Here is a 22569-nt window from a genome sequence, read left to right as displayed (position 1 = left end):
ACCCCCCCCCCCCCCCCTCCCCCTCTCCCCCCCCCCCCCCCCCCCCCCCCCCTCTCCCCCCCCCCCCCCCCCCCCCCCCCCCCCCCCCCACCACGGTGCGTCCGAGAACGGCGGGGTGCATCCCTCCCTCGGCGCACCTGGAAGGCCTCCGCTGTTCGTGAGCACACCGATCCGCACCCGGCGCTGCCCCAGCCGGATGCCCTTGGCGCAGCTCGTCGCGTTGAAGCAAGGGCGGCGAACCGCCTCCGCCCAGCGGCGCTTGTGAAGGTACCCGGGATCTCCCCAGCGTTGTAGCGTTCTGCGGCTGACGAGTCGCAGCGGAAGCGGAACCTTCGGGCGCCGCGGAGGCGGAAGCCGGAACAGCGGTGAGGAGCACGGCGGCACCAAACCCGGGAGACGACGCAGCGCGTAGAAGGTGAGGAGCGGCCCGGGTCAGGCGTTGCTCCACCCGGCCGTGCTGGAATACGAGTCAAGCAGGTCCACCACGAAGACCAGGGTCGAGCCCGCCGGGATCAACGGCGAGGGCGACTGCTTGCCGTAGCCGAGACGCGGGGGAACGATGATCTCGCGCCTACCGCCGACCTTCATCCCCCTCACCCCCCGGTCCCAGCCCTTGATGACCCTGCCACTGCCCAGGGCGAACTTGAACGGCTGGCCCCGGTCCCAGGAGGCATCGAATTCCTTCCCGGTCTCGAAGGTCACCCCGACATAGTGGACCCTGACCACCATGCCCGGCTTCACCTCGGCCCCGTCCCCGACGACCAGGTCCCGGATGGTCAGCTCGGTGGGAGCGTCACCCTTCGGCACCTCGACCTCGGGCTTCGTCGGTTCACTCATTGCAGCCTCGTCACTCTCCGTTGAAAGCCCGCGCACGGACCGGCCGGACACACGGACACTCCATGCAGCAGATGGTCACGCTACCGAGAATGCCGATCCCCGGGGCACATCGAATCCAGCTGCCGCACAGGAAGGTGTGGCGGCAGTCCTGCCAATCCTTTCGCCTTGGGCGGGAGAGGCCGGGGCTCGGTCGTCGGAACGGGCACGTGGTGCGGAGGCGCTCGCGCTCGGTCAGGAGTGCGTGCTGCGGCCTGTGCGGCCTGGGCGATGACGGCGGCCACGACGGCCGGTCGCGATACGTAGACGGCGTGACTGCCGGGGGTCTCGGTGACGGTCGTGCCAGCGCGCTCGGACATGGCGCGCTGATCGGCCGGCGGGATCATGCGGTCGTCGGTGGCGACGAGGTACCACGAGGGCTTGGCGGGACTGCCAGGGCCACTGCCTCAGCAGCCGTGTTGGCTTCGCCGAGGATGCGGTGGTGGGGACTCTCCAGGACGAGGTAGGGCCGGCCCGGGGATGACGGGGCTATGGCCACCTCTACGCCGAAGGGGAATCCTGTGCAGGAGCTGAAGCCGAGCGTCCAGTGGCTGGAGAACACACAGAGCTGTTGCAGCATTGCGCAGTCGGCCGGGCGACGAGGACCAGGCCGCGGCCGGTGACGTGAAGCTGCTGCGGGCCCTCAAGATCGGCGAGGAGCCGAGGAAGGCCGGCGAGGCCATCACCGGGGCGCTCGATGCCAACCCGCGCAAGGGGTCGGATCGGGCACGACCGGTTGCCCCTACGGATGTCCCGGCCGCCTTGGCCCGGCTCGGCGGTCCGCGTGGAATGACGGGAGCACCTACTCGGCATCGGCGCGCATGCAGGCAGGGAGTCACTGGTGACCGGATATCGCGCCGAGCGCACCTCGCTCGGCATCGCTGCCATGCCGGGGACTTCGGCCATCGCTCGACGGCCCACCCCGGCTGTCGGGCTGATCCACACGCTCCAGTGCTCCGCAGGAAACCGCGCAGTGGCCGGCATGCTGGTCGACCGCTCCCCGGACACGGCACGTGAGAGCACCAGCGGCGGCGTGCGGTCGGCGTCACCCGATTGCGCGCTGCTCTCGGTCCAGCGGCACTCGTCATGGGAGCACACACTTCTCGGGGACACGCCGCCCGCCCGGTTGCGCAGCGCGCAGGTCACGCCGGAGGCGCGCAGTCATCTGCTGGCCGACCTGCGGAAGCGGATGCTGTTCTTCCAGGCTGACCCGGCCGCCGACCCCCGCGGCAGGTTCCCCGACGTGCGCTGGATCCAGCTCCGGGGGAGCGGGCTGTGGGTCGCCAACGGTGAGCTGAACGCGCTCGCCGACTATCTGCCCGACCCTGCGACCATCGACCGCATGCCCCGCGACCAGCTGGTTCCGGTGTTGCAGAGGATGCGCAGCAGCATCACCGGAGATGCCGGCAGCGAGGCAGGCCAGGACAGCGCGGACATGGCGGGCATGGCGACGCACTGGATGCAGTACATCCCCGGCGCCGCCGCCGGCGGCGAGGTGAAGGCCCTGGACGCGGCCACCGCGGGTGAGGGGACCAACCGCTACGCCGGACTGCTGTCCCGCAATGCATGCCACTTCGCTCCGTTCAGCTGGCACCGCTGGGAGCAGCACCACAACGAAGCCGCCGAAGAGGCACGGCAGCACTTCGCCGGTCGGAAGGTGCCCGCGCCGCTGGGCAGCCTGCCCCGCGAGGCCGAAGAGCACGCCCGGCAGGCCCTGCTGAAGAACGGCTACGGCGACCATTTCCTGCAGGACTCGTTCGCGGCCGGACACTTGGTCAACAAGACGCTGGTGATGCAGTGGTGGGTGGACTTCCTCAACGACATGAATTTCACCATCCCCGGCACCGACCTGCAGGTCATCCGGCGCGGCCAGCCTGACCCCGACGTGATGCGGCGGATGGGCAGCGCCGCCCAGCCGGGCATCGCCGGCCGGCACCAGTACGGCCGCGCTCCCGGCGACGGGCCGACCAGCCGCGGGGACCGGTACTCAGGCGTCGACGCAATCGACCCGCAGACCGCTCAGGAACGCACCGACCGGTACCGGCGCGTGTCCGGCTCCGGGATCACGGGCAGGGACACGGTCGACCTGGAGGACAACTACCAGGCGTACCTGCGCTTGCTCAACAACGCACAGGCCCAGGGCGCGGCGGGCGCGGCCCACGACTACTTCAACAGGATCGGGCTCACCGTGGTCAGCACGGACGGCACGCGGATGACCGTAGGCGGCGACGACACTCTGATCAGCCGGTCGGACGCCCTCGGCGCGGAACGGGCCGCCGCGGCCGCTGCCCGGTCCCGGCAGGCCATCGAGGAGCTGTTGAACACCGGCCAGACAACCGTCACCGTGGAGTCGGTCTTTGCACTGGTGCCCACGATGGTGGTGGTTGACGCGCCGCCGCTGATCACCATGGCGGGCACCGCACCGATCACGCCCGGTCCGGTGCCCCTGGAGCAGTGGCAGGACGACATCCTCCGCAACCTGTGCTTCTCGAACATCTTCCCGGACTACTTCCTCTCCCTGGCGTCGGCAGTCATCGGAACGCTCGGGGCGGAGCTGGTCACCGATGGCGTCTCCCAGGACTCCGGCCGGTCACCCGCCGCCCGCGAACTGGGTGACTTCCCGGAGCCCCGCGGCGGCACGCGAGCCGCCTGATCTGCTCACTCACCGTCCAGGCGGCACTGTGATCAGGGTGTCGCGAGCTGCACGCTCACCGGAGTGAACCTTCCCGGACCTGGTGTCCCCATCCATCGTGCTGGCAACGCTCGAGCCTGAGTACAACGTGGGGAACGTGCTGTCAGCCGCCGGTGATGCCGGATTGGTGGAGGAGGCCGTCGGAGAGTTCGGCTGCTGCTTCCTTCAGGGCGTGTTTGTCGGGCTGCACGAGGGATTTCCGTGGTGGCGGCCGGCAGGAGGTATCGCGGCCGGCGTGAGCCCGAGACGGGTTCGGGGCTCAGGAGCATCAATGCGATTCCCGTTCGCATCGGGCATCCCCTGCTTGGGGTCAGCTCGAGTTCTCGCCGCGTAGCGCCCACCGTTCGCCGATTCGCTCGAGCGCTGACTCGTCGACGAGCGCCGCGGCGGGGGCGACGTATCGCTCGTACCGTTCGAGCTTCTCCGGGGTCTGGATCACGAAGTAGCTCCGGAAGTCGTCGTCACCGATCTCACCGGACCCGGCGGCGACGCGGTGCCCGGGTACGTCGCGAAGTCCCGGCAGCAACGGGCATACGAGCGCCAGACCGGCGACCTGCGCCGGGCGCCGCGAGGCCATTGCCTGCGCGTAGTACGCGCCTGCCGAGTGCCCGATGAGGAGGTACGCAGTCCCGCCGGTGACGTCTTCTGCGAACGCGAGCAGAGTGTCGACGGCGAGGGCGGCGGCCCGGTCTTCATGCGGCGCCCAGTCGCGACCTTCACCGCCGTCCCACTCCCACGGAGCGGTCGTCAGCAGCGGGATCATCTGTACCTCGCACACCGCGGAGTACCGGGGGTTCGGCTCGGTGCGGCCCCACGGGGGCCGGCCCCGACCTTCCAGCCGGGGGCGTTGCCCAGACGAGTGGAATAGAACTCGTGGTGATCGGCCTTCCTTCGCCCGCCGCTACGGCTTCGACCCCTGCCGCCCCGTGCAGTGGGAAGTGGAGGCACTGGAACCGGCCGAGCTCCAGCGCCTGGTCCTCGCCGCCGTCGACCCGTACATCGACCGCGGCGCTGCTGTTCCTCGCCCGACAGATCGCCCGCGAGGAACAGCAGCGCCGCGCCCTGGACCGCTCGGAGATCAGAACACGAGCTTGTAGAGGCTCCAGCCGTGGCCGACGATGGCTTCACTGCGGGGCGCCGACTCGTCGGAGCCGAGCCTCGCGGGGTGGCCGGGGAAGGCCACCATGGTGTCGCCGCCGCCGCGCCGCTCCAGGACGAGCAGGTCCTCGAAGGTGTCGCCGTTCGAGTAGCCGACGCCGTGGAAGCTGTGGATCTCGTTCCAGCCGCCGCCGACCTTCACCCGGTCGGCGAAGGGCTTGGTGGCGCTCTTCGAGGGCTTGGCCTCGTATTGCCACAGCACCCCGGCCTTGTCGCGGGCCAGCAGGCCGTGCGTCGGGCCCCAGGGGGTGCGGGCGGCGAAGCCGGCCAGCTGCGTGTAGCGGTCCCAGCCGCTGCCGGCCTTCACCCGGGGCTTGAACGGCGCCTTGGGCTTGCCGGTGCCCCGGTAGAGCCACAGGCCGCCCGCGCGATCGCGTGCGACTAGGTCCTCGATCCGGTCGCCGGTCACGTCGCCTACGCCCTCGATGCTGTTGTACGCCCGCCAGCCGGGGCCGATCTTCACACGCGGCTTGAACGGCTCGACCGGGTCGCCGGAACCGCCGTACCACCACAGCACGCCCGCCTTGTCGCGGGCGACCGCGTCGCCGCGGCCGTCCGCGGTGAAGGAGGACAGCGCCGCCACGGCGTCGTACACCTGCCAGCCCGGCCCCACCCGGACCCGGCGCTTGAGCTCGCGTGCCTCGACGCCCGTGGTCTCGTACCGCCACATCACCCCGGACTTGTCCACCGCGTGCAGGGCGGCGCGCTGGGCCGCGGGCCGCTTCGGGTCGCGGAAGTAGAAGCGCGCGTCGCCGATGGCCAGCAGCTTGTCCGAGGAGTCCCGCACCTCGGCGGTGCCGCGGAGGTCGCCGATGCCGGCGGCGCGCGCGTCGGCGCTCACCTTGGCGACGTTGTACAGCGGGCCTGAGGCCGGGACCTTGGCCTCCGGCAGGTCGAAGAACAGCTTGCCCTGCTCGGGGGAGCCGATCTCCCCGGCCCGCCAGCCGCACGGACCCGAAACGGCGGGCCGGCCGACGTAACACTCCGCTTTGAGCAGCGGCGCGATCCGCTCGGCCGTCCAGCCGCCCGGCGGCAGCTTGTCGAACACGACCCGCGTGCGCACGGGGCCGCGGGTGCCCGCGGGGAGCGTGGCGTCGAGCCCCGCCCCGCCCCACCAGTGGCCCGCGTCGATGAAGCTGATGCCGCTCGCCTGGACGACCGTGCCGAGTGCCGCCGTGGTGCCGGACCCGGACGCGGTTCCGGACGCGGCGCCCGCCTGCGGTGCGGCGAGGGCGAGGGCGGTCGCGGTGGCCACCCCGAGAGTGGTGCGCCGGAAGGCGCGGTACTGCCCCGTGCTCATGGATTCCCCCCTGGTGTTCAGATGTCTGCTGGAGATCATCGGAAATGATCACTAAAGGCGGAGTTAGTGTCGGACGGTCGCTGGAACGCCGGCTGCCCGACCGGGGTCGCAGCCGCGGCGGCCGTGCGCACAGCGGGAGGTCGAAGGGACTCCACGCGGTCCTCGCCGACCCGCAGGCAGCCGAGCTGCGCGAGCGGCTGGGGAGCGGGCCGCGCGAGAGCAGGCCCGCATCGAGGAACTGGCGCGGGCGCGCACCGCGGCACGGAAGGCCGAGGCGGCCCGCAAAACCCTGGGAGGCGGAGAAGGCCCAAGCCGGGCGGCGGCCCGGCTGCCCGGATTCGGAGACCGACGGCCGACAGCGGAAGCCCGTCGTCGTCCTGCGCGAGGCGCGGGCACGCTCACACCTACGCAACGCCCTGATCGGACCGGGCGACCTCAGCAACGACGGGTCAGGCGACCTGCTGGCCCGCGACGGATCGGGCAACCTGTACCTCTACCGGGGCAACGGCGTCGACGGCTTCACGCCCCGCGTCAAGGTCGGCGCGGGCTGGGGCGGCTACGACAAGCTCACCGGCGCGGGAGACCTCACCGGGGACGGGAGGTCCGACCTCCTGGCCCGCGACGGCGCCGGGCGGCTGTACCTCTACGCCGGTACGGGCAACCCGACCGCCCCCTTCAAGGCCCGCACCCTCGTCGGCACCGGCTTCCAGAGCTACAAGAACCTCGTGGTGACCGGTGACCTCACCGGCGACGGCCGCGCCGAACTCGTCGCCACCGATACCTCCGGCAACCTGTGGCGCTACACCTCGTACGGCACCGGCAAGCTGACCACCCGCGCCAAGATCGGCACCGGCTACCAGATCTACCCGAACCTTTACTGACAGCCCGCTCCGGCGGCTTCGACGAGCCCCACTGGCAGGGCCGGCGCGCTCGCGAAGAAGGGGTGGGGGCCTCAGCCCTCACCCCTTCTGCCGCGCGTGCTGTTACAGGCTGCGGGCGGTGATGTCGCCGTACGAGGTGGTCGCGTGGATGTTCAGGGCGGCGGAGGCGCCGTCGGTGTTGGTGAGCGCGTTGTCGATCCGGCCGTAGGAGGTGGCGGCGTCCAGCGATGCGGACACACCGGGGGCCGCGCCGACCGAGATCTCGCCGTGCTGGGTCGTCAGCTTGACCGTTCCCTTGGAGGCCTCGGCGATACGGACGGCGCCCTGCTGGGTGGTGACCTCCGCGGAGCCGCCCAGGCGACTCACCGACACGTCACCGGACTGGAGGGTGATGCGGGCGCCGGTGGCCTCCTCGATCTCGACCGTGCCCTGCGCACCCTCGTAGGCGACGTCGCCGAGCCGCCCGACACCGCGGAAGTCGCCGGCGGCGGACTTCGCCTCGATGTGGGAACCGGCGGGCAGCTGCACGGTCACCTCGACGGAACCGGAGCTGCCGAGGATCCGGCTCGTCGCCGACGGAGCCTCGACCCTCAGCACACCGTCGGCGTAGGCGACCTGGATCTGCTCCGCCGCCTTCACGTCACTGCCGTTCGAGGCGTCCGCGGGAACCACCTCCACCGTGGCGTCGGCCCGGTCGCCGGCCTCGATCCGGAGGTGACCGGCGGGGATGTCGACAACGACGGTGACCGGGGCGGAGGTGTCGAACTGCTGCATGGTGCTCTCCCTCTACTGCATCGCACGCCCCGGCCCACAGTTCTGTGACGCCGAGGGGGCCTGTAACAACCCAGGAACCAGACCATGGTGACGGTCTCTCCGCCCCTTCGCCACCAGCGCACTCAAGGATCGCTCAAGGGCGACTCGAAGCGGGCGCCGTCCGTGCGCACAGGCTCTCCCTCAGCGTTGGAAGTCGCGGACGTACACCACGTCGGCTTCGAGGAGCTGGTGCCGGGCCCGCCAGGAGTTGCCACCGAAGACCACGGGGGCGATCGGCCAGCGCTTGATGCCCGCGAACGCCTGCGGGATGAAGCCCTGGTCGCGCAGCTCATGGTCCACGTCGCCGAACACGGGCTGCTCCTCGTACAGCGGGACGAAGGAGACCTCCGGCTCGCGCACAGCACCGGGTCTCCCACCGCGGCCGATGCCGGCATGGGCGCCCAGATCACGGGTGACCGCGCTTCGGAACGTGTCCGAGCTGTGGCTCCCCCGGGTCGTGGGGGCGGAAAACCACGCGTAAACGGCGTGCAGAAGAGAAGCGCAATGGGGGCGCGCTTCCGCGCCTGGCCGGCCGGAAGGCCGCTTACCACGCGGGTTTCGTGTGCGAGTACGACCAGGCGTTGGCCCACTGCGGGCAGCGCACTGCGGCATCAGCCCCGACGAGCGTACGGTCCGCCGTGTCACCGCCAGGTCCGTTGCCCGGCATGCCCCGAGCGACCGCACCGACCCGGCATGCGGCCCCAGAGGCCCGGCCCCGCCGGCACCCTCCACTCCCCGGGCACACGGGGTTTTGGGGCGCGTACGACAGGACCCCGCCGGGTGACTACGGGCCCAGCTGGGTCCTGCGTGCGTGGGGTGGGACGGGTGTGGCGGCTGGTCAGAGTTCGTCGTCCCGCAGGTCGTCCTGGCCGACCTTCGGATCGGGCCATCTGACGAAGGCCCCGCACTTCACGGTGCGGGGCTTTCTGCTACGAGCCGAGCCGAGCCGAGCCGAGCCGGGCCGGGCCGATGGCGACGGGTCAGGCCTTGCGGATGTTGTGGCCGAGGGTCGTGCCGACGCAGTTGGTGCTCCGGAACGAGCTGCTGATGACCCATCCGGTGGGGATGGGGGAGTAGGAGCATACGGTGGCGTAGTTCTGGCCGGCGGTGTTGCCGATGTTGTAGGCGACGCCTGTGCCGGTGCAGTTGCTCGTGCTGGACGCGCTGGTGACGACCCACCCTGCCGGGATGGGGGACTGGGAGCACACGACGGCGAAGTTCTGGCCGGCGGTGTTGCCGATGTTGTAGGCGACCCCGGTGCCCCTGCAGTTGCTCGTGCTGTACGAGCTGGTGACGACCCATCCGGTGGGGATGGGGGACTGGGAGCACACGACGGCGAAGTTCTGGCCGGCGGTGTTGCCGATGTTGTAGGCCACGCCGGTGCCGGCGCAGTTGCTCGTGCTGTACGAGCTGGTGATGACCCATCCGGTGGGGATGGGGGACTGGGAGCATACGGTGGCGGAGTTGTACCCGCTGCTATCGACGATGGTGTACCAGACGCCAGTGGTGCAGCCGCTGCCCCGGTACGAGCTGGTGATCACCCAGCCCGCCGGAATGGGGGTGTCGGAGCAGACGTTCGCGCTGCCTGCGAGCCGCTGAGAGGCGGCCTGTGCCTGCGCGGTCGCGGCGGTGATCACACCCAGCAGCAGCAACACGGCCGTCAGCAGGTGCGGTATGCGGGTCCGTAAGGTCTTCAAGGTCGGCCTCAGATCTTCTCGATGCTCCACGACTACGTCGATGCATACGTCGATGCAGGTGAGAGGATCAAACCCGTGCTTGATCATCTCGGCTGAGATGGTGCCAGAGTTACTCCAGGGGCACCAGTGCCGCCAAGAGCACCCTCCGCTCCGGACGTCACTGCCTCCCGAGCGGGCCCGCACCAGCGCAACGGACGCGGGCCCGCCCACCGGTCGTGCCGGTGGACGGGCCCGCGCCGTCGCTCGTCGCGGCCGGGCGGCCGCGGGAGGGTCAGATCATGCTCTTGTAGATGTTCCAGCCGGTGCCGAACTTCGTGCGGGGGGCGAAGGTCGCGGTGCCGGCGTTGCCCGTGGAGGTGTACAGGTACATCACGCCGTCGGGGAGGCGGGCGAGCACGTCGCCCTTGCTGTCACCGTTGATGTCACCCGGCACGACCAGCGCGTTGTAGATGTTCCAGTTGCTGGCGATCTGTTCCCGGGCGGCGAACGGCGCGGTGGACGTCCCGGTGCCCTTGTAGAGGAAGAGCCGGCCGGTGGTGTCCCGGGCGAGCAGGTCGGGCCGCCCGTCGCCGGAGTAGTCGCCGGAGCCGACGAGCGAGTTGTACGTGTTCCAGCCGGTGCCGATCTTGATGCGCGCGCCGAGCTTGGTGTACAGCGCACCGTCGCCGGGGTGCAGCCACAGGGTGCCGCCGGAGTCCCGGCTCAGCAGGTCGCCCTTGCCGTCACCGGTGAGGTCGCCGGGGCCGACCATCAGGTTGTAGTTCCACGACGTGCTGACCTTCTGGCCGCGGATGTACAGGTCGCTGCCGATGTTCTGCACGTAGGCGGCGTGGTTGTGGCTGTTCAACGCGGTGGCGTAGGTGTTGCGGGAGCCGGGCGTCTCCTTGCCGGCGTTGCTCGGCGGCGACAGGTAGTCGCCGTGGGCCAGGGCGTACCACTTCGCCATGACGTTGTCGGCGGACTGGGTCATGAGGTTCTGACCCTTGCCGTAGAGCTGCGTGGTGCCCGCGCCGACGATGAACTTGTTGAGCTCGTAGCCGTCGCCGAAGTACTCGGGACCACCGAACTTGCCGCCGCCGATCGACCTGAACCAGTACTGCACGCCGTCGTAGTTGCGGGCGAGCAGGTCGCTGCGGCCGTCGCCGTTGCCGTCGTCCGAGCCGGTGATCATGTTGTACGCGTTCCAGCCGGTGCCGACCTTGACGCGGGGCTTGAGCGGGGCGGTGGCGCTGCCGGCCCCCTTGTAGAAGTACAGCTCGCCGACGAGGTTGCGGGCCACGACATCGCCGATGCCGTCGCCGTCGACGTCGTTGGCGCCGACGATCTGGTCGTAGATCCCCCAGCCGGAGCCGACCTTGACCCGACTGTTGAACGGGCTGCTGACGTTGCCGGTTCCGGTGTACAGCCACAGGCCGCCGGTGTGGTCGCGGGCCAGCAGGTCGGGACGGCGGTCCCCGCTCACGTCGCCGGTGGCCATGACGCGGTTGTAGATCTGCCAGCCGCGGCCCGACCACTTCGGCGCGGATGTGCTCTTCACGCCGGCCTCGTAGAGCGTGAGGACGCCGTCGAAGGTGAGGGAGAGCAGCTCGGGCTGGCTCGACCCGCCCACATCGCCCACCGGCAGCAGGTCCTTGAACGAGGACTCGGGGTCGACCTTGTAGATCGAGTACTCGCTCCAGGCCTGGATCGACGACAGGTAGACGGCCGTGATCTGGTCGTATTCCATGGTGATCATGTCGCTGCGGCCGTCGCCGTCGACGTCGTGCCGCGGCTTGGCCGCGGCAGCCACCCGCGACGACGGGGCGGCGAGGCGGGGCAGGACGACGGTCGGGCGCCCGCCGGCGCGGCGCGGGGCGGCATCGGAGGCCGACTCCGGTGCCGACTCCGGTGCTGGGGCGGTCGCGGGCAGCGCGAAGGCGGAGCCGGACGTGCGGTGCTGCGAGCCGGCGCTGCTCGGGGCGGCGCTGCTCGGGGCGGCGCTGCTCGGCGCGGCGCTGCTCGGCGCGGCAGTGTTCGGGGCGGCAGTGCTCGGGGCGGCGGCGAGAGCGCCGGCAGCCAGGGCGAGCGCGCCCCCGGTGGCCAGGACGCGCAGGCGTCCGCGGTGCGGTGTGATCAAGATCCCCCCTGAGGATCGAGCCGTGAGGGGCCACCCGGGCACGTCGTGCCATGTGACCGGGAACACGCGTCCGTGCGTGAACCGCCCCCCGCTGCAGTCCGTGCAGCGTATGTCGTGTCACTGACAGCGGACGCGATCGATCCGCGTCGAGTTCCCTTCCACGGCGCCCAGTTGATGTTTTTCAGGCCGGGAGGGCCATCAGGAACAGGGGGTCGGTGGAGGGCCGGGGGAGCCTCCGGCGGGTTCGAGGGTGAGTCCTGCGGCGCCGGCGTCGGCGGGGCCGCCGGTCAGGAGGACCGTACCGTCGTCGTCGATCAGTCGGGCCGGGCGCATCGTCCCGTCGTGGTCGAGCGACAACTGGTAGGTCTTGCCGGCTCCGGGCACGGGGAGGCCGACGGCGGCGAAGACCGCCCTGTTCTGCCGGTCGGCGGGGGTCGCGGACGCCCGAGTGGGGGACGGCCGGTTGCTCGCAGCGGGCGGCCAGGGCATCGAGGTCGGTGAGGGTCGTCATCGTCGCCAGGGTCGACGAGAGCAGGGTCAACAACAGCGGGAGCGCCCTTGCCGCGCTCGACTCGCTCAGGGCCCACTACGCGGAGGACGGCTAGTGAAACGGGTGCCCGGGCCGGCTCCGGCACCCACCGGTGCCGGAGCGGCGCCCGTGCGGGCACCCGGGGCGGGGTGCCCGCACCGGGTCAGGCGAGGTCCAGGTAGGCGGCCACGCCCGAATGGTCGAGGGGGAGGGCGGCGCGGCACTCGAAGGGCGCGCGCCGGTTGCCGGTGCCGCTGTACGGCCATTCGTGCCGGCCGTCGGGGGCCAGGAGGTCGGCACGGCCGTCCTTGTCGGTGTCACCGATGCCGATCAGCGTGGGAAGCGTTGTCCGCGCTGTTGCCGCAGTCGTCGTCGGGCGGCCGCGGCTGGATGACCGGCGGGTGCTGAACTGGAGCGTGTGGCAGCTTCGGACGGGTACGGCGTGGCGTGATGTGCCGGCACGGTGGTGCCGGTGGCCGCCCCGCCCGCGTAGAGGCACAGGCTTCCCGTACGGTCCCGGCTCGGCCGGTCCCCGGCCCGTGGCCGCCGAGGTCGCCGACGGCCACGAGCTCGCCGTGGCCGATACGCGACACCTCATACCGGGGCACCGCCCCACTCGGTAGCGTGCGCGTCATGCGCATGATGAAGATCGGCAGAGTTCTCGGGGCATCGGCCGTCGCCGCGGTCCTCACGGCTGGGTTAACGGCCGCCCCCTCCCGGGCCGAGACGCCGGTCGCCCCGGCTGCGGCCCCGGCCCCGAAGGCCGTGCGGGGCGACCTGACCGGCGACGGCAAGGCAGACCTCGCCGTCTACAGCGGCTTCTACGGGGGTGGCCAGGAGATCCAGCTCATCCCGGGCGGGGCGGTCGGCACGCTCGGCCGCGGGGCGGCAGCCGTCAACCAGAACGACCCCGGCATCCCGCTCAGGAACGATCCCGCCCGCTTCGAGGAGTTCGGCACGGCCCTCGCGTACGGGGACTTCAACGCCGACGGCCGCACCGACCTCGCAGTCGGCGCCCCCTTCGCCACCGTCGGCGGTGTCGCCTCGGCGGGCGCCGTGACCGTCCTGTACGGCAGGGCGGGCGCCCCGTACTACACGCGGGCGAAGGTCTTCACGCAGAACACCCCCGGGGTCCCCGACCTGGCCGAGGCCTCCGACCGTTTCTCCGACGTACTGACCGCCGGCGACTTCGACGGCGACGGCTACGCAGACCTCGCCGTCGGCGCCCCGCTCGAAGACGTCGGCAGCAAGGCCGACGCCGGGTCCGTGACGGTCCTGCGCGGCGGCGCGAGCGGTCTCACCGCCACCGGCGCAAGGGTCCTCACCCAGGACACCGGGGGCGTACCCGGCACGGCGGGCCTCAAGAGCCGCTTCGGCGAGCGGCTCGCCACCGGCAACCTGGCAGGCACCCCCGCGGACGAGCTGGTCGTCGTCGCACCGTACGACCCCGCGCCCGCCGGCACGGCCGAGTTCATCTGCACCGGCCCGGGCGGGACGAGTCAGAGGTCCAGGCCCGCGGGCTCGGTGACGGTGCTGCGCGGCGGTACGGGCGGCCCGCTCACGCGCAGTGGGGCGCAGTACCTGACCTCCGCGAAGCTGGCCCTCGGGAACATCACCGGCGGCTTGTCCCACGCCGCCACCACGGCCGTCACGGGCCGGCTGTACGGCGGCACGTACGCGGACCTGGCCGTCACCGGCAAGTACGCGAACGGCGGGAAGTGCAACGAGGGGGCCGTGGCCGTCGTGCGCGGCGGCAAGAACGGCCTCCCCGCGACGGCGACGAACGTGCTCACCGCCGCCAACGCCGGCCGGCCGCGGGTGGAGGGAACCCTCTTCGGGGCCGACTTGGCGGTCGGCGACGTGGACGGCAACGGCATCCCCGACCTGCTCGCGATCTCCCGCCGTACCTATGACGGCGAACACGACACCCCCGCCTACGCGGCGCTCCTGTTCGGTTCCACCCGCGGCCCCGCCACTGCCGGCCGGTTCACCTGGGCGGCCGCCCAGGACACCGACCCCCACCTCACCGGCGGGGCACTGCTGGACGTGGACGGCGACCGCACGGCCGAGCTCGTCCTCACCGCTCCCATCGCATCGACCGAATCGGACCGCGACTCGGGCATCCTGTACGTCCTGAAGCTGAAGAAGGCGGGCACCTCCGCCGGCATCACCGCCTGGCAGCGCGTGCGGCGCGGATCCCTCGGCACGGCGGGCCACAACGGCCCCGTCGGCCCGATCGCCCACTAGGCGTACTCGTCCCGCGGCAACCGGGCCTACCTGCGAAAACGCGGAATCAAGGCCGTTATCCCGGAGAAACGGGACCAGGCCGCCTACCGCAAGAAGAAGGGCGCACGAGGCGGCCGGCCCATCAGCCACGACGCCGACCTCCAGAAGGAACGGAACACCGTCGAACGTCTGATCGGCAAGCTGAAGGCCTGGCGAGGGATCGCCACCCGCTACGACAACCCCGGACAGCTACCTCGCCGGCCTCAGCCTCCGCGCCGCAGTGATCTGGATCGGCGACCTCCTCAAAGCCGCCCTCCCAAAAGGAAACGGACGCCACCCCCGCGAGTGCGGCCATGACCCAGCTGTCCACCCCCGGCTCGAAGTGGAGGGGCGGGAAGCTCTTCCCTGACGGCACGAAGCTGTGCGTCGAGTTGAATGCCGCGATGGGGGAGCCGTGCGCGGTGATCCACGTCGGCGTACACATGAACGTGGCTCCGGCAAGATTTTCGCGGTTGCCCAGGGGATCGCCAGCCCCTACGACTCCGGAGTCAACGAGGGCCGCATCACCGACGTGAAGCTCCGGAAACGCATCATGGCAGGCCGCGTCGGCGTCCCACTCCTCCGCCAGCGAGTCGCACCGATCGCCCGCCCACGCCGCCGCTACGACGACCAGTCGACCCTCACTCCGGAATGATCTCCGGATACGAAAGAGCCACACCCACCAGTACGCCGACACCCCCGAGCAACAGCACTACGACTTCACGGCTTGATCGGGGACTTGCCTGAAGGCATAGGCACGGTCAACAGAGTTGACGTCCGAGGTGTCCTCGGGGTGTCCTGCTGCAATGTCTGATCTTCGCATCCAGCAGCCGGACGGCGACGCCACGCTCAAAGACTGGCAGTACGCCCACAACGTGATCATTCCTACTCATCGCCTCTCTCTGGACGAGGTACGGGAACGTGCCCGGCGCAACCATCTGGAGATCGCGTATCTCGATGACGATCTTGTGGGCTGCAGCACGGTGCGCCCGCCGACGGACGAAACACCGGCGGCCACAGTCATCGCCCGCGTGCTCGCCGCTCACCGCAGGCGGGGGTTCGGCGAGGAACTCTATGCGCGCGGGCTCAACCGGGCCCGGCAACTGGGGGCCGAGGTGATCGAGACCGTCGTCCTGTCCTCCAACGAGGACGGACTGCGGTTCGCGCTCAAGCACGGCTTCGCCGAGACCGAGCGATACCTGCTGCCTGGAGACACCATCCCCTGGATCGACTTGCGGCTCTCCTGACCGGGACAAAAGACCGCGCCCTCACGGCCTGCGCGACAGCTCCTGCAACCGCACCCATCGACCGACCACTGCACAGGGATGATCTCCGGCTACGAAAATCTTGCCGGAGCCACTTCAACAAGTACGCCGACAATCCACCGCTAGCGCAGAGAGACTGGGGCCAGAACGAGCGGCACAGACGGCCTGCGAGAGAGGCGGGACGCCCGGCGGCGGCATTGGCCCCCACGCGCCGGTACGCGTCCAGTTCTCTGTCACAGAATGGTCATAGCGGTCACACGGTGACCCAGATTTGGCCAGCATGGCGCGATGCGCACACACCACACCTGGACCGCCCTGCTCGTGGCTGCCGTAGCCCTCACCCTCACCGCCTGCAATCCGCAGACTGCCGACTCCGGCAAGCCGGCAGCTCCCGGTACCACCGCACCTGGCAATCCGGCTGCCAGTCCGGCGCCTGCCGGGAAGACCGCCACCCTTCCCAACCTCGTCGGAAAGGGACTCCAGGCTGCTCAGGACGAGGCGCAGGCTGCCGGCTTCTTCATCCTCAAGTCCCACGATGCGCTCGGACGCGACCGGTTCCAGGCTCTGGACCGGAACTGGAAGGTGTGCACCCAGAACCCGGCCGCCGGGACGCCGCTCACCGGCCAGCCGGTCAGCTTCGCTGTCGCCAAGACCGACGAAACCTGCCCGTAGCCCACACACCTTGATGGACACGGAATCCAGGACCGTCACAGACAGGGCTTCGCCGTAGGCGCGTGACGTCCATTTCGTGATCATGTGAGTCGGGGGAGGGCGAGAGGTCGACTGGCATCGCGGGCGTTGTGCCGAGGGCCGGCGGCTGATGGTGCTCTTCCCGGCGAGGCGAAGGGGGCCGATGGCGAGGTTGCGCCAGGTCGCCATGGCGCGGGGTGCGGAGCCGGTTCGCAACTGGGAGGAGTCCTCGGCGAACGTCACGTCTCGGACGTGGTGCGGGCTTCGATCTTCCACTGGCTGCGGTTCAGCCGAGCGAGCTCGTGCTGACCTTGCCGGTCCAGCGGTCCGATCGGCGGCGTTCGAGCTGGATGGGCCGGCGGGCGCCGGGGAAGAGCAGCCTGTTCTCCGTGCGTACCTTGATGCGGCGGATCTCACGGCGGCCGTGGCCGGTGTTGTGGGTGCGGCCGTGCAGTGGGATCCGCTTCCAGGGAAGGGATTGGAGCTGCTTTTGGAGCTTCTTCTGGTTCCCTTCGGCATCACGGTGTATCGCGCGCCTCGGCTGAGCGGGAAGCTGGTGTGCTCGCGCCGGGTGTGCCAGGTGTCGCTGGTGACGACCACGGCCGCCGGATCGGCGAGGGTTTCCGGTAGAAGCTGGAAGCAGGTGGTCTCGCTGGTCTTCTCACCACCGTCGAGTTGGGCCGGCACCAGGCCGGAGAGGTGGTCGCAGGCGGCGGGTAGATGAATCCCCTGGCCCTGGCCCTGGCCGCTGCGCGCAAGGTGACGGCCGGAGCGTGCGTACGCCGCGCGGATTGCGAGGATCGGGCACCTCGGCCGGTCGCTCCAGCAGGCCCGGGATCTCCCCGGGCACGGCCGCGGGATCTCGCGGAGTCGGTCAAAGGCAAGCGGGATCGGCTGCGACGTAACGGCAGGCTCGTTTCATGCGCCCGCGGTGTCCTCGGCCTCCCAGCGAAGCAGGTCGCCTGGCTGGCACTTGAGCACCTCGCAGAGCGCGGCGAGCGTCGCAAAGCGCACCGCCTTGGCGCGGCCGTTCTTGAGTACGGCCAGGTTGGCGGGCGTGATCCCTACGCGGTCTGCGAGTTCGCCCACGGACATCTTGCGCCTGGCCAGCATCACGTCGATGTCGACAACGATCGGCATCAGATCACCTCGTCCAACTCGGCCCGCATCTGCGCCGCTTCGACGTCGCGGGCGACGGCCTGGGCGAGCAGCATCCGCAGCACGAGCACGATGAGCGCGACTCCCAGGATGGCCAAGCCAATCCCGCCCATGATGAGAGTGACGCCCGGGTCGTCCCGCTGGCCGGGCGCATTGAGGGCCGTGACCGCAAACCACACGACAGCAGCCGCAACGATCGCGCCGATGATGACGTCCACGTACCTGAAGGCGGCGTGGGAGAACACGGTTCCGCGTCGCACCATCGTTACCAGTCGCCATACGCAGACCAGGGCAACCTGGGCCGTCCCGATGCCCAGGATCGTGATCACGCGCAGCGGGGTCAGTGGGAGCGACCCGTCCTCCGGGTCGTCCCCGCTGACCAACGCCCATACCATCAACGCCTGTACGAACACGGTGCCGGTGAGCACCACCACGAGCACGGCGCGCAGCGCGCGCACTGTCAGCTTTCCCATGCCTCATCCTCCCATTGCGATACGATCGGAATCTATCGAATCTCGATAGATGGGACAAGGGTCGGATCGGAGGGCTCTGACGGACACCAGCAGGGCGGTCTGGTGCATGGACTGATCGGTCAAGTACATGCCGTTCAACTCGCCCGCCTTCAGCTCCACGAAGCCCCTGGCGTCGATGTGCTCCAGAAGCCAGCGGACCAGCCGCCGGCGATCGAGGAACGCGTGCGTCACCGCCGAGACGGAGAGCCCTGCCGCCAGGCCGGTGAAGAACATCTGAAGGAGGTCATCGGGCACCTCCTGCCGCGGCCAGGGAGACCGTGGTCCAGAATCATCGCGTGGACGTCCCCAAGCTGCTGGAAGCCGCTTCCCTGCTGGTTCCCGAGAAGATCGCCACTGAGAACGCGGCTACGAGACCCGCCACGGGACTTTCCGAGAGAGCGCGGGCTCGGATCTGCTGCTGCCGATGTTCGAGGACGCCGAGCCCCCCCCGCAGCCGAACCACACGAAACGCAGCGGTAGGTGTGCCGGGTATCGGCGAGGCGGGGTCCGCAGCGGCCATCTGCGGTGTCGCCCACTCCGGGCGCCAGTTGATGCCTGCCGGAGCGTCTCGCTGGCCCATCGCAACGAGGTACCGGCGCCTGGCCGCGGCGTGGTTCGATGCTCGCGCAGGCCGCGGAGTCCATGCCCGGCCCGGCTGCGCTGTTCCACCGGCCTTTACGGGGACTGGAGGACACCGGTGGAGATGTTGTTCGCCGACCACGCCCTGACCGCCCCGCGGACGCTCTGCCCGATGACCACCGACGTCGCCAGTGCGCGGGAGTGGCCGGAGTCCTCGACGGAGGCGTCCTGCGTCGAAGGAATGCTGATCAAGGGCATGTCAGCCCCGGTACCTGACCGGACATCGCGGCTGCACCAGGATCAGGAGAAGAGACGCCACCGAAGCGATCACCGGCACCCTCGCCCGCCCGCAGCCCCTCATCCTCGGCCGCCATGACGCCGGCGCCCGGCTGCGGCGCGGTCGGCCGGACGGTCCCGTTGCGCCCGGATCAGGCGCGGCAGGTCGCGGGGCACCTGGCAGTGCCGAGGGGTGTTCCGGCAGCCCTGCGGTACGTCCGGCCGCGCCTGGACACGACGGCGGACGATGTCGCGTGCTTCGGCCAGGGGCCGGATGCGGCAGCTGGCTGACCGTCCGTCGGGGGCGGCCGGCCCATGACGGCGCGTGCGGAGTGGGACGCCGCGCGGGTGCGCTGGAGCGCGGCGGTGGACGCGGTACAGGCCGGCATCGGCGCGTGGACGAGACTGCCTGCGAGAGGACTGGCCCGCCGGGTCGACGCGGCCGGAGTTCCTATTCCACTCGCTCGCCGCCGACGATTCCTCGCGGCCGCCGCCGTACACAGCGAGCCCCGTGGTCACATGATGGTCGGGTCGTCCATGTCCGGGTAGGTGAGATGAAGTTCGTCGAGGGTGGCGACGCCCATGATCTCCAGCCATTCCGGCCGCAAGGTGTTGTCCATGCAGAAGTGACCCGGCACGTCGTTGTCGCCTTTAGTCACAAAGATGTGATTGCGAAAGAAATGCACCCCCGTGATTGTCAGGTCGAAGACGTTCGGCCGGTAACCAGGGTGAATGAATTCCGAATAGTGCAGACAGTCGGCCAAGCGCTTGAAGAAGCCCATAACCGTATGGCGCGAATTGAGGTCGAGGCTGCCCCCGTACTGGTCCCAGTACGAATACTCCCCCGGTGCCCTTCCGGGAAGGTTCGTCAAGCTCGGCAGATAGGAGAAGTAGGTATCCTCTACGGAATAGATTCCATTGTCCGACATTTCAGGGAAAAGCACTTGGAACGCTTTGATGACATGCCGGTTGATGTGACTGCCGTCATCGATGACGATATCCGGATGGCCGATCTCATCGAGAATTCGGTGCAGGAACCCATCCTCCTCCTGTGAACCGCGGAAAGTCCGAAACCGTTCGTTGTCCAGGGCCGACTTGTCGACGATGTCGATGCCGTACAAACGGGCGTTCGGGAAATACTCGGACCAGAGGCGTAGCGACTCCCCACCGCTGGTGGGATCGCCGTAACCGCCCACCCCGATTTCAAGGACGGTCAAGGGTTCGAGACGTCGAGCGCTGAAAAATTGCTCATAGTGCGCACCATATCCCTTTCCCGACTGCTTCGTACCCAGACCGATCAGTCGCGAGGTTAGCCAACCCGGGGTGCCCGGGTCCTCCCTTTGTGATGGAGTCATGCTGCTAGCCCCTCCTCCCCCGCCAGTACTGCGGAATACGGTCGAGTGCTGCATAGCAGGCGCTGGTCAATGCCTGCACGCGGCGGTCCGGTACCTCGTAGATGCTTTTCATCCTGTTCGGCAGAAATGCGAAAGAAAACTCCCGCTCAGGATCGGCGAACGCCAGTGCTCCGGTGGACCCGATGTGCCCGAAGGCGGGTCGCCCGAAGTCTGGCCAGAGGGGACCTCCCGGCAGCATGAATCCGGTGCTCCAACGCGTGGGAATGCGGAAGACCTGATCGATTCCTGACGAGCGCTCGGCCACCGCCCTCTGCAGCGAACTCCCGCGAATTAGCCTGCCTCCGGCGACATCGGAGACCAGGGCCGCGAACAGCTTGGCGACCGCGCGGGCGGTGCCGTACACGGCCGGACGCTCCAGGCGGTGGTACGCCGGGTTGTTCATGTCGTCGAACGTCATGGCAGACGAGCCGAAGGTCGCACGGTACAGCAGGGAATTCCTGTTGTTGAATCCGGCGGCGTACTCCTCCAGCGGGGCCGGCACGGACACAGGTGCGGCACCCTCGGCGGGTGATACCCGTGCGAGCCTTCGCATCCCATCCGGGCCCAGCGGCATGTGCAGGTCGAGAGCGAGTGGGTGGACGACATGCCGAAGGACTGCCTCGCTCGCCGCGGCGCCGGTGACGCGCCGGAGCAGCTCGCAGACGAGGAACCCGAAGACTATGGCGTGGTACCCGTGGGCCTGGCCGGGTGTCCACAAGGGAGTCAGGTTCTCCACCTTCCGTACCACGGGCCACCGTTCGACCTCGTCCCTAAGGGTGACCGGGTCGGGGAATACCGGGATGCCGGCGCGATGGGACAGGACGGCGGCCAACGTGATGTCGGCCTTCCCTCGGCATCCGAACTCCGGCCAGCAGAGGCTCACGGGCGCGTCGACGTCCACATGGTCCATCTCCGCCATCCGCCACACGGTGGCGCTCAGCACAGCCTTCGTGATCGAGGCGAGCGGCAGGAGCGTGTCCGGACGCCAGGCCACCTGCCGGTCTGCATCGGCGTACCCTCCCCACAGGTCGGCAACGACCTCACCGCGGTGGTAGGCGCAGAAGCCGAAGCCTAGATCGAGCCCGGCTGAGAGGTGCTCGGCCAGGAGATCCCGGACGGGCGCGAACCGGCTGTCGACCATGCCGTGCACCCGTCCGGTCACACCCGGCCCCGGCTGGGACGAAGTCGTACGGGAAGCGCTTCGAGGCCGTGCAGGAGCATGCCCCGTGACCATTGGAGGGTATGCCGGCCGCCCACGACCGCCACATCTGGAAATCGTTCGGCGAGTGCGCTGAACGCCACCTCGGCCTCCAGTCTGGCGAGACCGGCGCCCAGACAGAAGTGGGCACCCAGGCCGAAGGCGAGGTGGCCGCTCGTGGCCCGCTCGGGGCTGAAGTCGTGTGGCCGGTCGAAGTGGGCGTCGTCACGGTTCGCCGCGGCCAGCCCCAGGAAGACGGCGTCGCCCGCCCTGATGGTCTGCGGGCCCACCGCGATGTTCTGCCGGGCGAACCTCGGCGTTGCGACCTCGACGGGGGAACAGAACCTGAGGAGCTCCTCGACAACACGAGGGGTACTCTCGGGTTCGTCGCACAGGTGGTTCCACATTCCCGGGGTCTCGAGCATCGCCAGCAGACCGGTGGAGAGCAGCGCGGCGGTGGTCTCGTGACCGGCAACCAGAAGGATGAAGCCCATCGCCGTCAGCTCCCGCGGCGTCATGTGTCCCTCATCGACGGCCTGGACGAGGCGGCAGAACAGCGAGTCGTCGGGGATGGCGCGTCGCTCGTCCGCAAGTACGAGCAAATAGTCGGAGACCTCCCGTGCCGCACCGGCGATCAGAGCCTGCTCGCAGTCGCCCGCGGCCACGAGGAGCCGGGACCAGCGACGGAACCGCTGCTGATCAGCGAGAGGAACTCCCAGCAGCTCGCAGATGACGCTCAGCGGTACCGGTGCGGCGAACTCGGCCACGAAATCGACCGTGGCATCGGGGTCCATGCGCTCCATTGCCCTGTGCACCACGGTTTCCACCACCGGGCGCATGGCAGCGACGCGCGTGGGGCGGAAATCATCTGCCACCAGCGAACGCAGACGCGTGTGCTGCGGTGCGTCCACCGTCAGCAAGTGCTCCAGGAACGGCCTGGACGTGCCTCCGCTGCGGTTGAGGTGTGCAGCATGCCAGTGCGGGCCGGCGAAACGAGAGTCCTTCGAGAGCCGTCCGTCGTGCGCGAGTGAACGGATGAGCGCGTGGTCGACGAGCAGCCAGCATTCGACGCCGCTGGGCAGCCGCACGCGGGCGAGCGGTCCAACGGATCTGAGTTCCTCGTAGAACGGGAAGGGATCGGCCTTGAAGCAGTTGTCGAACACCGGCATCTCA

The 22569-nt window shown here is 69.7% G+C and carries 22 protein-coding genes and 2 pseudogenes; 6 read left to right on the top strand and 18 right to left on the bottom strand.

What is annotated here, in order from left to right:
- Positions 1 to 432: 432 nt before the first annotated feature.
- The 3 genes and pseudogenes from ACZ7H1_RS07280 to ACZ7H1_RS07270 form a co-directional block, all read right to left on the bottom strand.
- Complete coding sequence (locus tag ACZ7H1_RS07280; RefSeq protein WP_470784494.1) at positions 433 to 837, bottom strand: FKBP-type peptidyl-prolyl cis-trans isomerase; 405 nt, start codon at positions 835 to 837, stop codon at positions 433 to 435.
- Positions 838 to 917: 80 nt separating this feature from the next.
- A pseudogene (locus tag ACZ7H1_RS07275) lies at positions 918 to 1250 on the bottom strand (hypothetical protein); the annotation flags it as partial.
- Entirely contained in the window at positions 1217 to 1453 is a 237-nt protein-coding gene (locus tag ACZ7H1_RS07270) for a DUF6193 family natural product biosynthesis protein (protein WP_470784492.1), read from the bottom strand. The pseudogene ACZ7H1_RS07275 and the gene ACZ7H1_RS07270, both read right to left, overlap by 34 nt.
- Positions 1454 to 1714: 261 nt before the next feature.
- On the opposite strand from ACZ7H1_RS07270, the gene ACZ7H1_RS07265 reads away from it, so the two are divergent.
- A complete protein-coding gene (locus ACZ7H1_RS07265; protein ID WP_470784490.1) occupies positions 1715 to 3526 on the top strand; it encodes a hypothetical protein in 1812 nt (603 codons plus the stop codon).
- Positions 3527 to 3875: 349 nt separating this feature from the next.
- On the opposite strand, the gene ACZ7H1_RS07260 is transcribed toward ACZ7H1_RS07265, so the two are convergent.
- On the bottom strand, positions 3876 to 4328 hold the full coding sequence (locus ACZ7H1_RS07260; protein WP_470784488.1) for an alpha/beta fold hydrolase: 453 nt from the start codon (positions 4326 to 4328) through the stop codon (positions 3876 to 3878).
- Positions 4329 to 4643: 315 nt separating this feature from the next.
- Positions 4644 to 6023 (bottom strand): hypothetical protein, encoded by a 1380-nt coding sequence (locus ACZ7H1_RS07255; RefSeq protein ID WP_470784487.1) that lies wholly within the window; start codon positions 6021 to 6023, stop codon positions 4644 to 4646.
- A 44-nt stretch (positions 6024 to 6067) separates the two neighbouring features.
- Here ACZ7H1_RS07255 and ACZ7H1_RS07250 point away from each other — a divergent pair, with 44 nt between their 5' ends.
- The gene (locus tag ACZ7H1_RS07250) at positions 6068 to 6904 is read left to right on the top strand and encodes an FG-GAP repeat domain-containing protein (protein WP_470784486.1); all 837 of its coding nucleotides are present in this window, start codon (positions 6068 to 6070) and stop codon (positions 6902 to 6904) included.
- 102 nt (positions 6905 to 7006) lie between these two features.
- Here the strand turns inward: ACZ7H1_RS07250 and ACZ7H1_RS07245 are convergent, their stop codons facing one another.
- The 6 genes from ACZ7H1_RS07245 to ACZ7H1_RS07220 all read right to left on the bottom strand — a co-directional run bounded on the left by ACZ7H1_RS07245 (position 7007) and on the right by ACZ7H1_RS07220 (position 12558).
- Positions 7007 to 7678, bottom strand: coding sequence for a DUF4097 family beta strand repeat-containing protein (locus ACZ7H1_RS07245; protein WP_470784485.1), 672 nt, complete (start codon positions 7676 to 7678; stop codon positions 7007 to 7009).
- A 180-nt stretch (positions 7679 to 7858) separates the two neighbouring features.
- On the bottom strand, positions 7859 to 8077 hold the full coding sequence (locus ACZ7H1_RS07240; RefSeq protein ID WP_470784484.1) for a hypothetical protein: 219 nt from the start codon (positions 8075 to 8077) through the stop codon (positions 7859 to 7861).
- Positions 8078 to 8697: 620 nt separating this feature from the next.
- On the bottom strand, positions 8698 to 9414 hold the full coding sequence (locus ACZ7H1_RS07235; protein WP_470784482.1) for a hypothetical protein: 717 nt from the start codon (positions 9412 to 9414) through the stop codon (positions 8698 to 8700).
- Between the two features lie 271 nt (positions 9415 to 9685).
- Complete coding sequence (locus ACZ7H1_RS07230; protein ID WP_470784481.1) at positions 9686 to 11530, bottom strand: FG-GAP repeat domain-containing protein; 1845 nt, start codon at positions 11528 to 11530, stop codon at positions 9686 to 9688.
- A 198-nt stretch (positions 11531 to 11728) separates the two neighbouring features.
- Positions 11729 to 12019 carry an anti-sigma factor domain-containing protein gene (locus tag ACZ7H1_RS07225; RefSeq protein ID WP_470784480.1) on the bottom strand — a complete coding sequence of 97 codons (291 nt, stop codon included), beginning with the start codon at positions 12017 to 12019 and terminating at the stop codon, positions 11729 to 11731.
- Positions 12020 to 12222: 203 nt separating this feature from the next.
- A complete protein-coding gene (locus ACZ7H1_RS07220; protein WP_470784478.1) occupies positions 12223 to 12558 on the bottom strand; it encodes a hypothetical protein in 336 nt (111 codons plus the stop codon).
- Between the two features lie 134 nt (positions 12559 to 12692).
- Here ACZ7H1_RS07220 and ACZ7H1_RS07215 point away from each other — a divergent pair, with 134 nt between their 5' ends.
- From ACZ7H1_RS07215 to ACZ7H1_RS07200, 4 genes and pseudogenes are all read left to right on the top strand, one after another.
- Positions 12693 to 14306, top strand: a complete 1614-nt coding sequence (locus ACZ7H1_RS07215; RefSeq protein WP_470784476.1) for an FG-GAP repeat protein — start codon at positions 12693 to 12695, stop codon at positions 14304 to 14306.
- Positions 14307 to 14598 (top strand): annotated as a pseudogene (locus ACZ7H1_RS07210) (transposase); the annotation flags it as partial.
- A 532-nt stretch (positions 14599 to 15130) separates the two neighbouring features.
- Positions 15131 to 15571: a GNAT family N-acetyltransferase gene (locus ACZ7H1_RS07205; RefSeq protein ID WP_470784475.1), complete on the top strand. Its 441-nt coding sequence runs from the start codon at positions 15131 to 15133 to the stop codon at positions 15569 to 15571.
- Positions 15572 to 15877: 306 nt separating this feature from the next.
- Entirely contained in the window at positions 15878 to 16261 is a 384-nt protein-coding gene (locus tag ACZ7H1_RS07200; protein WP_470784473.1) for a hypothetical protein, read from the top strand.
- 936 nt (positions 16262 to 17197) lie between these two features.
- On the opposite strand, the gene ACZ7H1_RS07195 is transcribed toward ACZ7H1_RS07200, so the two are convergent.
- The 7 genes from ACZ7H1_RS07195 to ACZ7H1_RS07165 all read right to left on the bottom strand — a co-directional run bounded on the left by ACZ7H1_RS07195 (position 17198) and on the right by ACZ7H1_RS07165 (position 22565).
- Positions 17198 to 17419, bottom strand: a complete 222-nt coding sequence (locus ACZ7H1_RS07195) for a helix-turn-helix domain-containing protein (protein ID WP_470784471.1) — start codon at positions 17417 to 17419, stop codon at positions 17198 to 17200.
- Positions 17419 to 17910 (bottom strand): DUF2975 domain-containing protein, encoded by a 492-nt coding sequence (locus tag ACZ7H1_RS07190; RefSeq protein ID WP_470784470.1) that lies wholly within the window; start codon positions 17908 to 17910, stop codon positions 17419 to 17421. The genes ACZ7H1_RS07195 and ACZ7H1_RS07190 overlap by 1 nt, the downstream gene beginning before the upstream one ends.
- Positions 17911 to 17913: 3 nt before the next feature.
- A complete protein-coding gene (locus ACZ7H1_RS07185) occupies positions 17914 to 18204 on the bottom strand; it encodes a hypothetical protein (RefSeq protein WP_470784469.1) in 291 nt (96 codons plus the stop codon).
- Between the two features lie 420 nt (positions 18205 to 18624).
- Positions 18625 to 18786, bottom strand: coding sequence for a hypothetical protein (locus ACZ7H1_RS07180; RefSeq protein WP_470784468.1), 162 nt, complete (start codon positions 18784 to 18786; stop codon positions 18625 to 18627).
- A gap of 533 nt (positions 18787 to 19319) precedes the next feature.
- The gene (locus ACZ7H1_RS07175; protein WP_470784466.1) at positions 19320 to 20159 is read right to left on the bottom strand and encodes a hypothetical protein; all 840 of its coding nucleotides are present in this window, start codon (positions 20157 to 20159) and stop codon (positions 19320 to 19322) included.
- A gap of 4 nt (positions 20160 to 20163) precedes the next feature.
- Positions 20164 to 21339 (bottom strand): serine hydrolase domain-containing protein, encoded by a 1176-nt coding sequence (locus ACZ7H1_RS07170; RefSeq protein WP_470784464.1) that lies wholly within the window; start codon positions 21337 to 21339, stop codon positions 20164 to 20166.
- Positions 21340 to 21356: 17 nt separating this feature from the next.
- Positions 21357 to 22565: a cytochrome P450 family protein gene (locus ACZ7H1_RS07165; RefSeq protein WP_470784463.1), complete on the bottom strand. Its 1209-nt coding sequence runs from the start codon at positions 22563 to 22565 to the stop codon at positions 21357 to 21359.
- Positions 22566 to 22569: the final 4 nt, after the last annotated feature.

The sequence above is a fragment of the Streptomyces sp. NPDC037401 genome (assembly GCF_055602345.1).
Note: the sequence above shows the minus strand (reverse complement) of the source record. Positions and strands in the feature narration are given on the sequence as shown.

Excerpts from the sequence above, each read along its gene's own strand:
- ACZ7H1_RS07170 (WP_470784464.1), bottom strand. The coding sequence starts at position 21,339 with ATGGTCGACAGCCGGTTCGCGCCCGTCCGGGATCTCCTGGCCGAGCAC.
- ACZ7H1_RS07165 (WP_470784463.1), bottom strand. The coding sequence starts at position 22,565 with ATGCCGGTGTTCGACAACTGCTTCAAGGCCGATCCCTTCCCGTTCTAC.
- ACZ7H1_RS07190 (WP_470784470.1), bottom strand. The coding sequence starts at position 17,910 with ATGGGAAAGCTGACAGTGCGCGCGCTGCGCGCCGTGCTCGTGGTGGTG.
- ACZ7H1_RS07175 (WP_470784466.1), bottom strand. The coding sequence starts at position 20,159 with ATGACTCCATCACAAAGGGAGGACCCGGGCACCCCGGGTTGGCTAACC.
- ACZ7H1_RS07250 (WP_470784486.1), top strand. The coding sequence starts at position 6,068 with ATGATCACTAAAGGCGGAGTTAGTGTCGGACGGTCGCTGGAACGCCGG.
- ACZ7H1_RS07260 (WP_470784488.1), bottom strand. The coding sequence starts at position 4,328 with ATGATCCCGCTGCTGACGACCGCTCCGTGGGAGTGGGACGGCGGTGAA.
- ACZ7H1_RS07225 (WP_470784480.1), bottom strand. The coding sequence starts at position 12,019 with ATGCCCTGGCCGCCCGCTGCGAGCAACCGGCCGTCCCCCACTCGGGCG.
- ACZ7H1_RS07270 (WP_470784492.1), bottom strand. The coding sequence starts at position 1,453 with ATGCTGCAACAGCTCTGTGTGTTCTCCAGCCACTGGACGCTCGGCTTC.
- ACZ7H1_RS07195 (WP_470784471.1), bottom strand. The coding sequence starts at position 17,419 with ATGCCGATCGTTGTCGACATCGACGTGATGCTGGCCAGGCGCAAGATG.
- ACZ7H1_RS07255 (WP_470784487.1), bottom strand. The coding sequence starts at position 6,023 with ATGAGCACGGGGCAGTACCGCGCCTTCCGGCGCACCACTCTCGGGGTG.
- ACZ7H1_RS07245 (WP_470784485.1), bottom strand. The coding sequence starts at position 7,678 with ATGCAGCAGTTCGACACCTCCGCCCCGGTCACCGTCGTTGTCGACATC.
- ACZ7H1_RS07200 (WP_470784473.1), top strand. The coding sequence starts at position 15,878 with ATGCGCACACACCACACCTGGACCGCCCTGCTCGTGGCTGCCGTAGCC.
- ACZ7H1_RS07215 (WP_470784476.1), top strand. The coding sequence starts at position 12,693 with ATGCGCATGATGAAGATCGGCAGAGTTCTCGGGGCATCGGCCGTCGCC.
- ACZ7H1_RS07205 (WP_470784475.1), top strand. The coding sequence starts at position 15,131 with ATGTCTGATCTTCGCATCCAGCAGCCGGACGGCGACGCCACGCTCAAA.
- ACZ7H1_RS07280 (WP_470784494.1), bottom strand. The coding sequence starts at position 837 with ATGAGTGAACCGACGAAGCCCGAGGTCGAGGTGCCGAAGGGTGACGCT.
- ACZ7H1_RS07180 (WP_470784468.1), bottom strand. The coding sequence starts at position 18,786 with ATGCCCTTGATCAGCATTCCTTCGACGCAGGACGCCTCCGTCGAGGAC.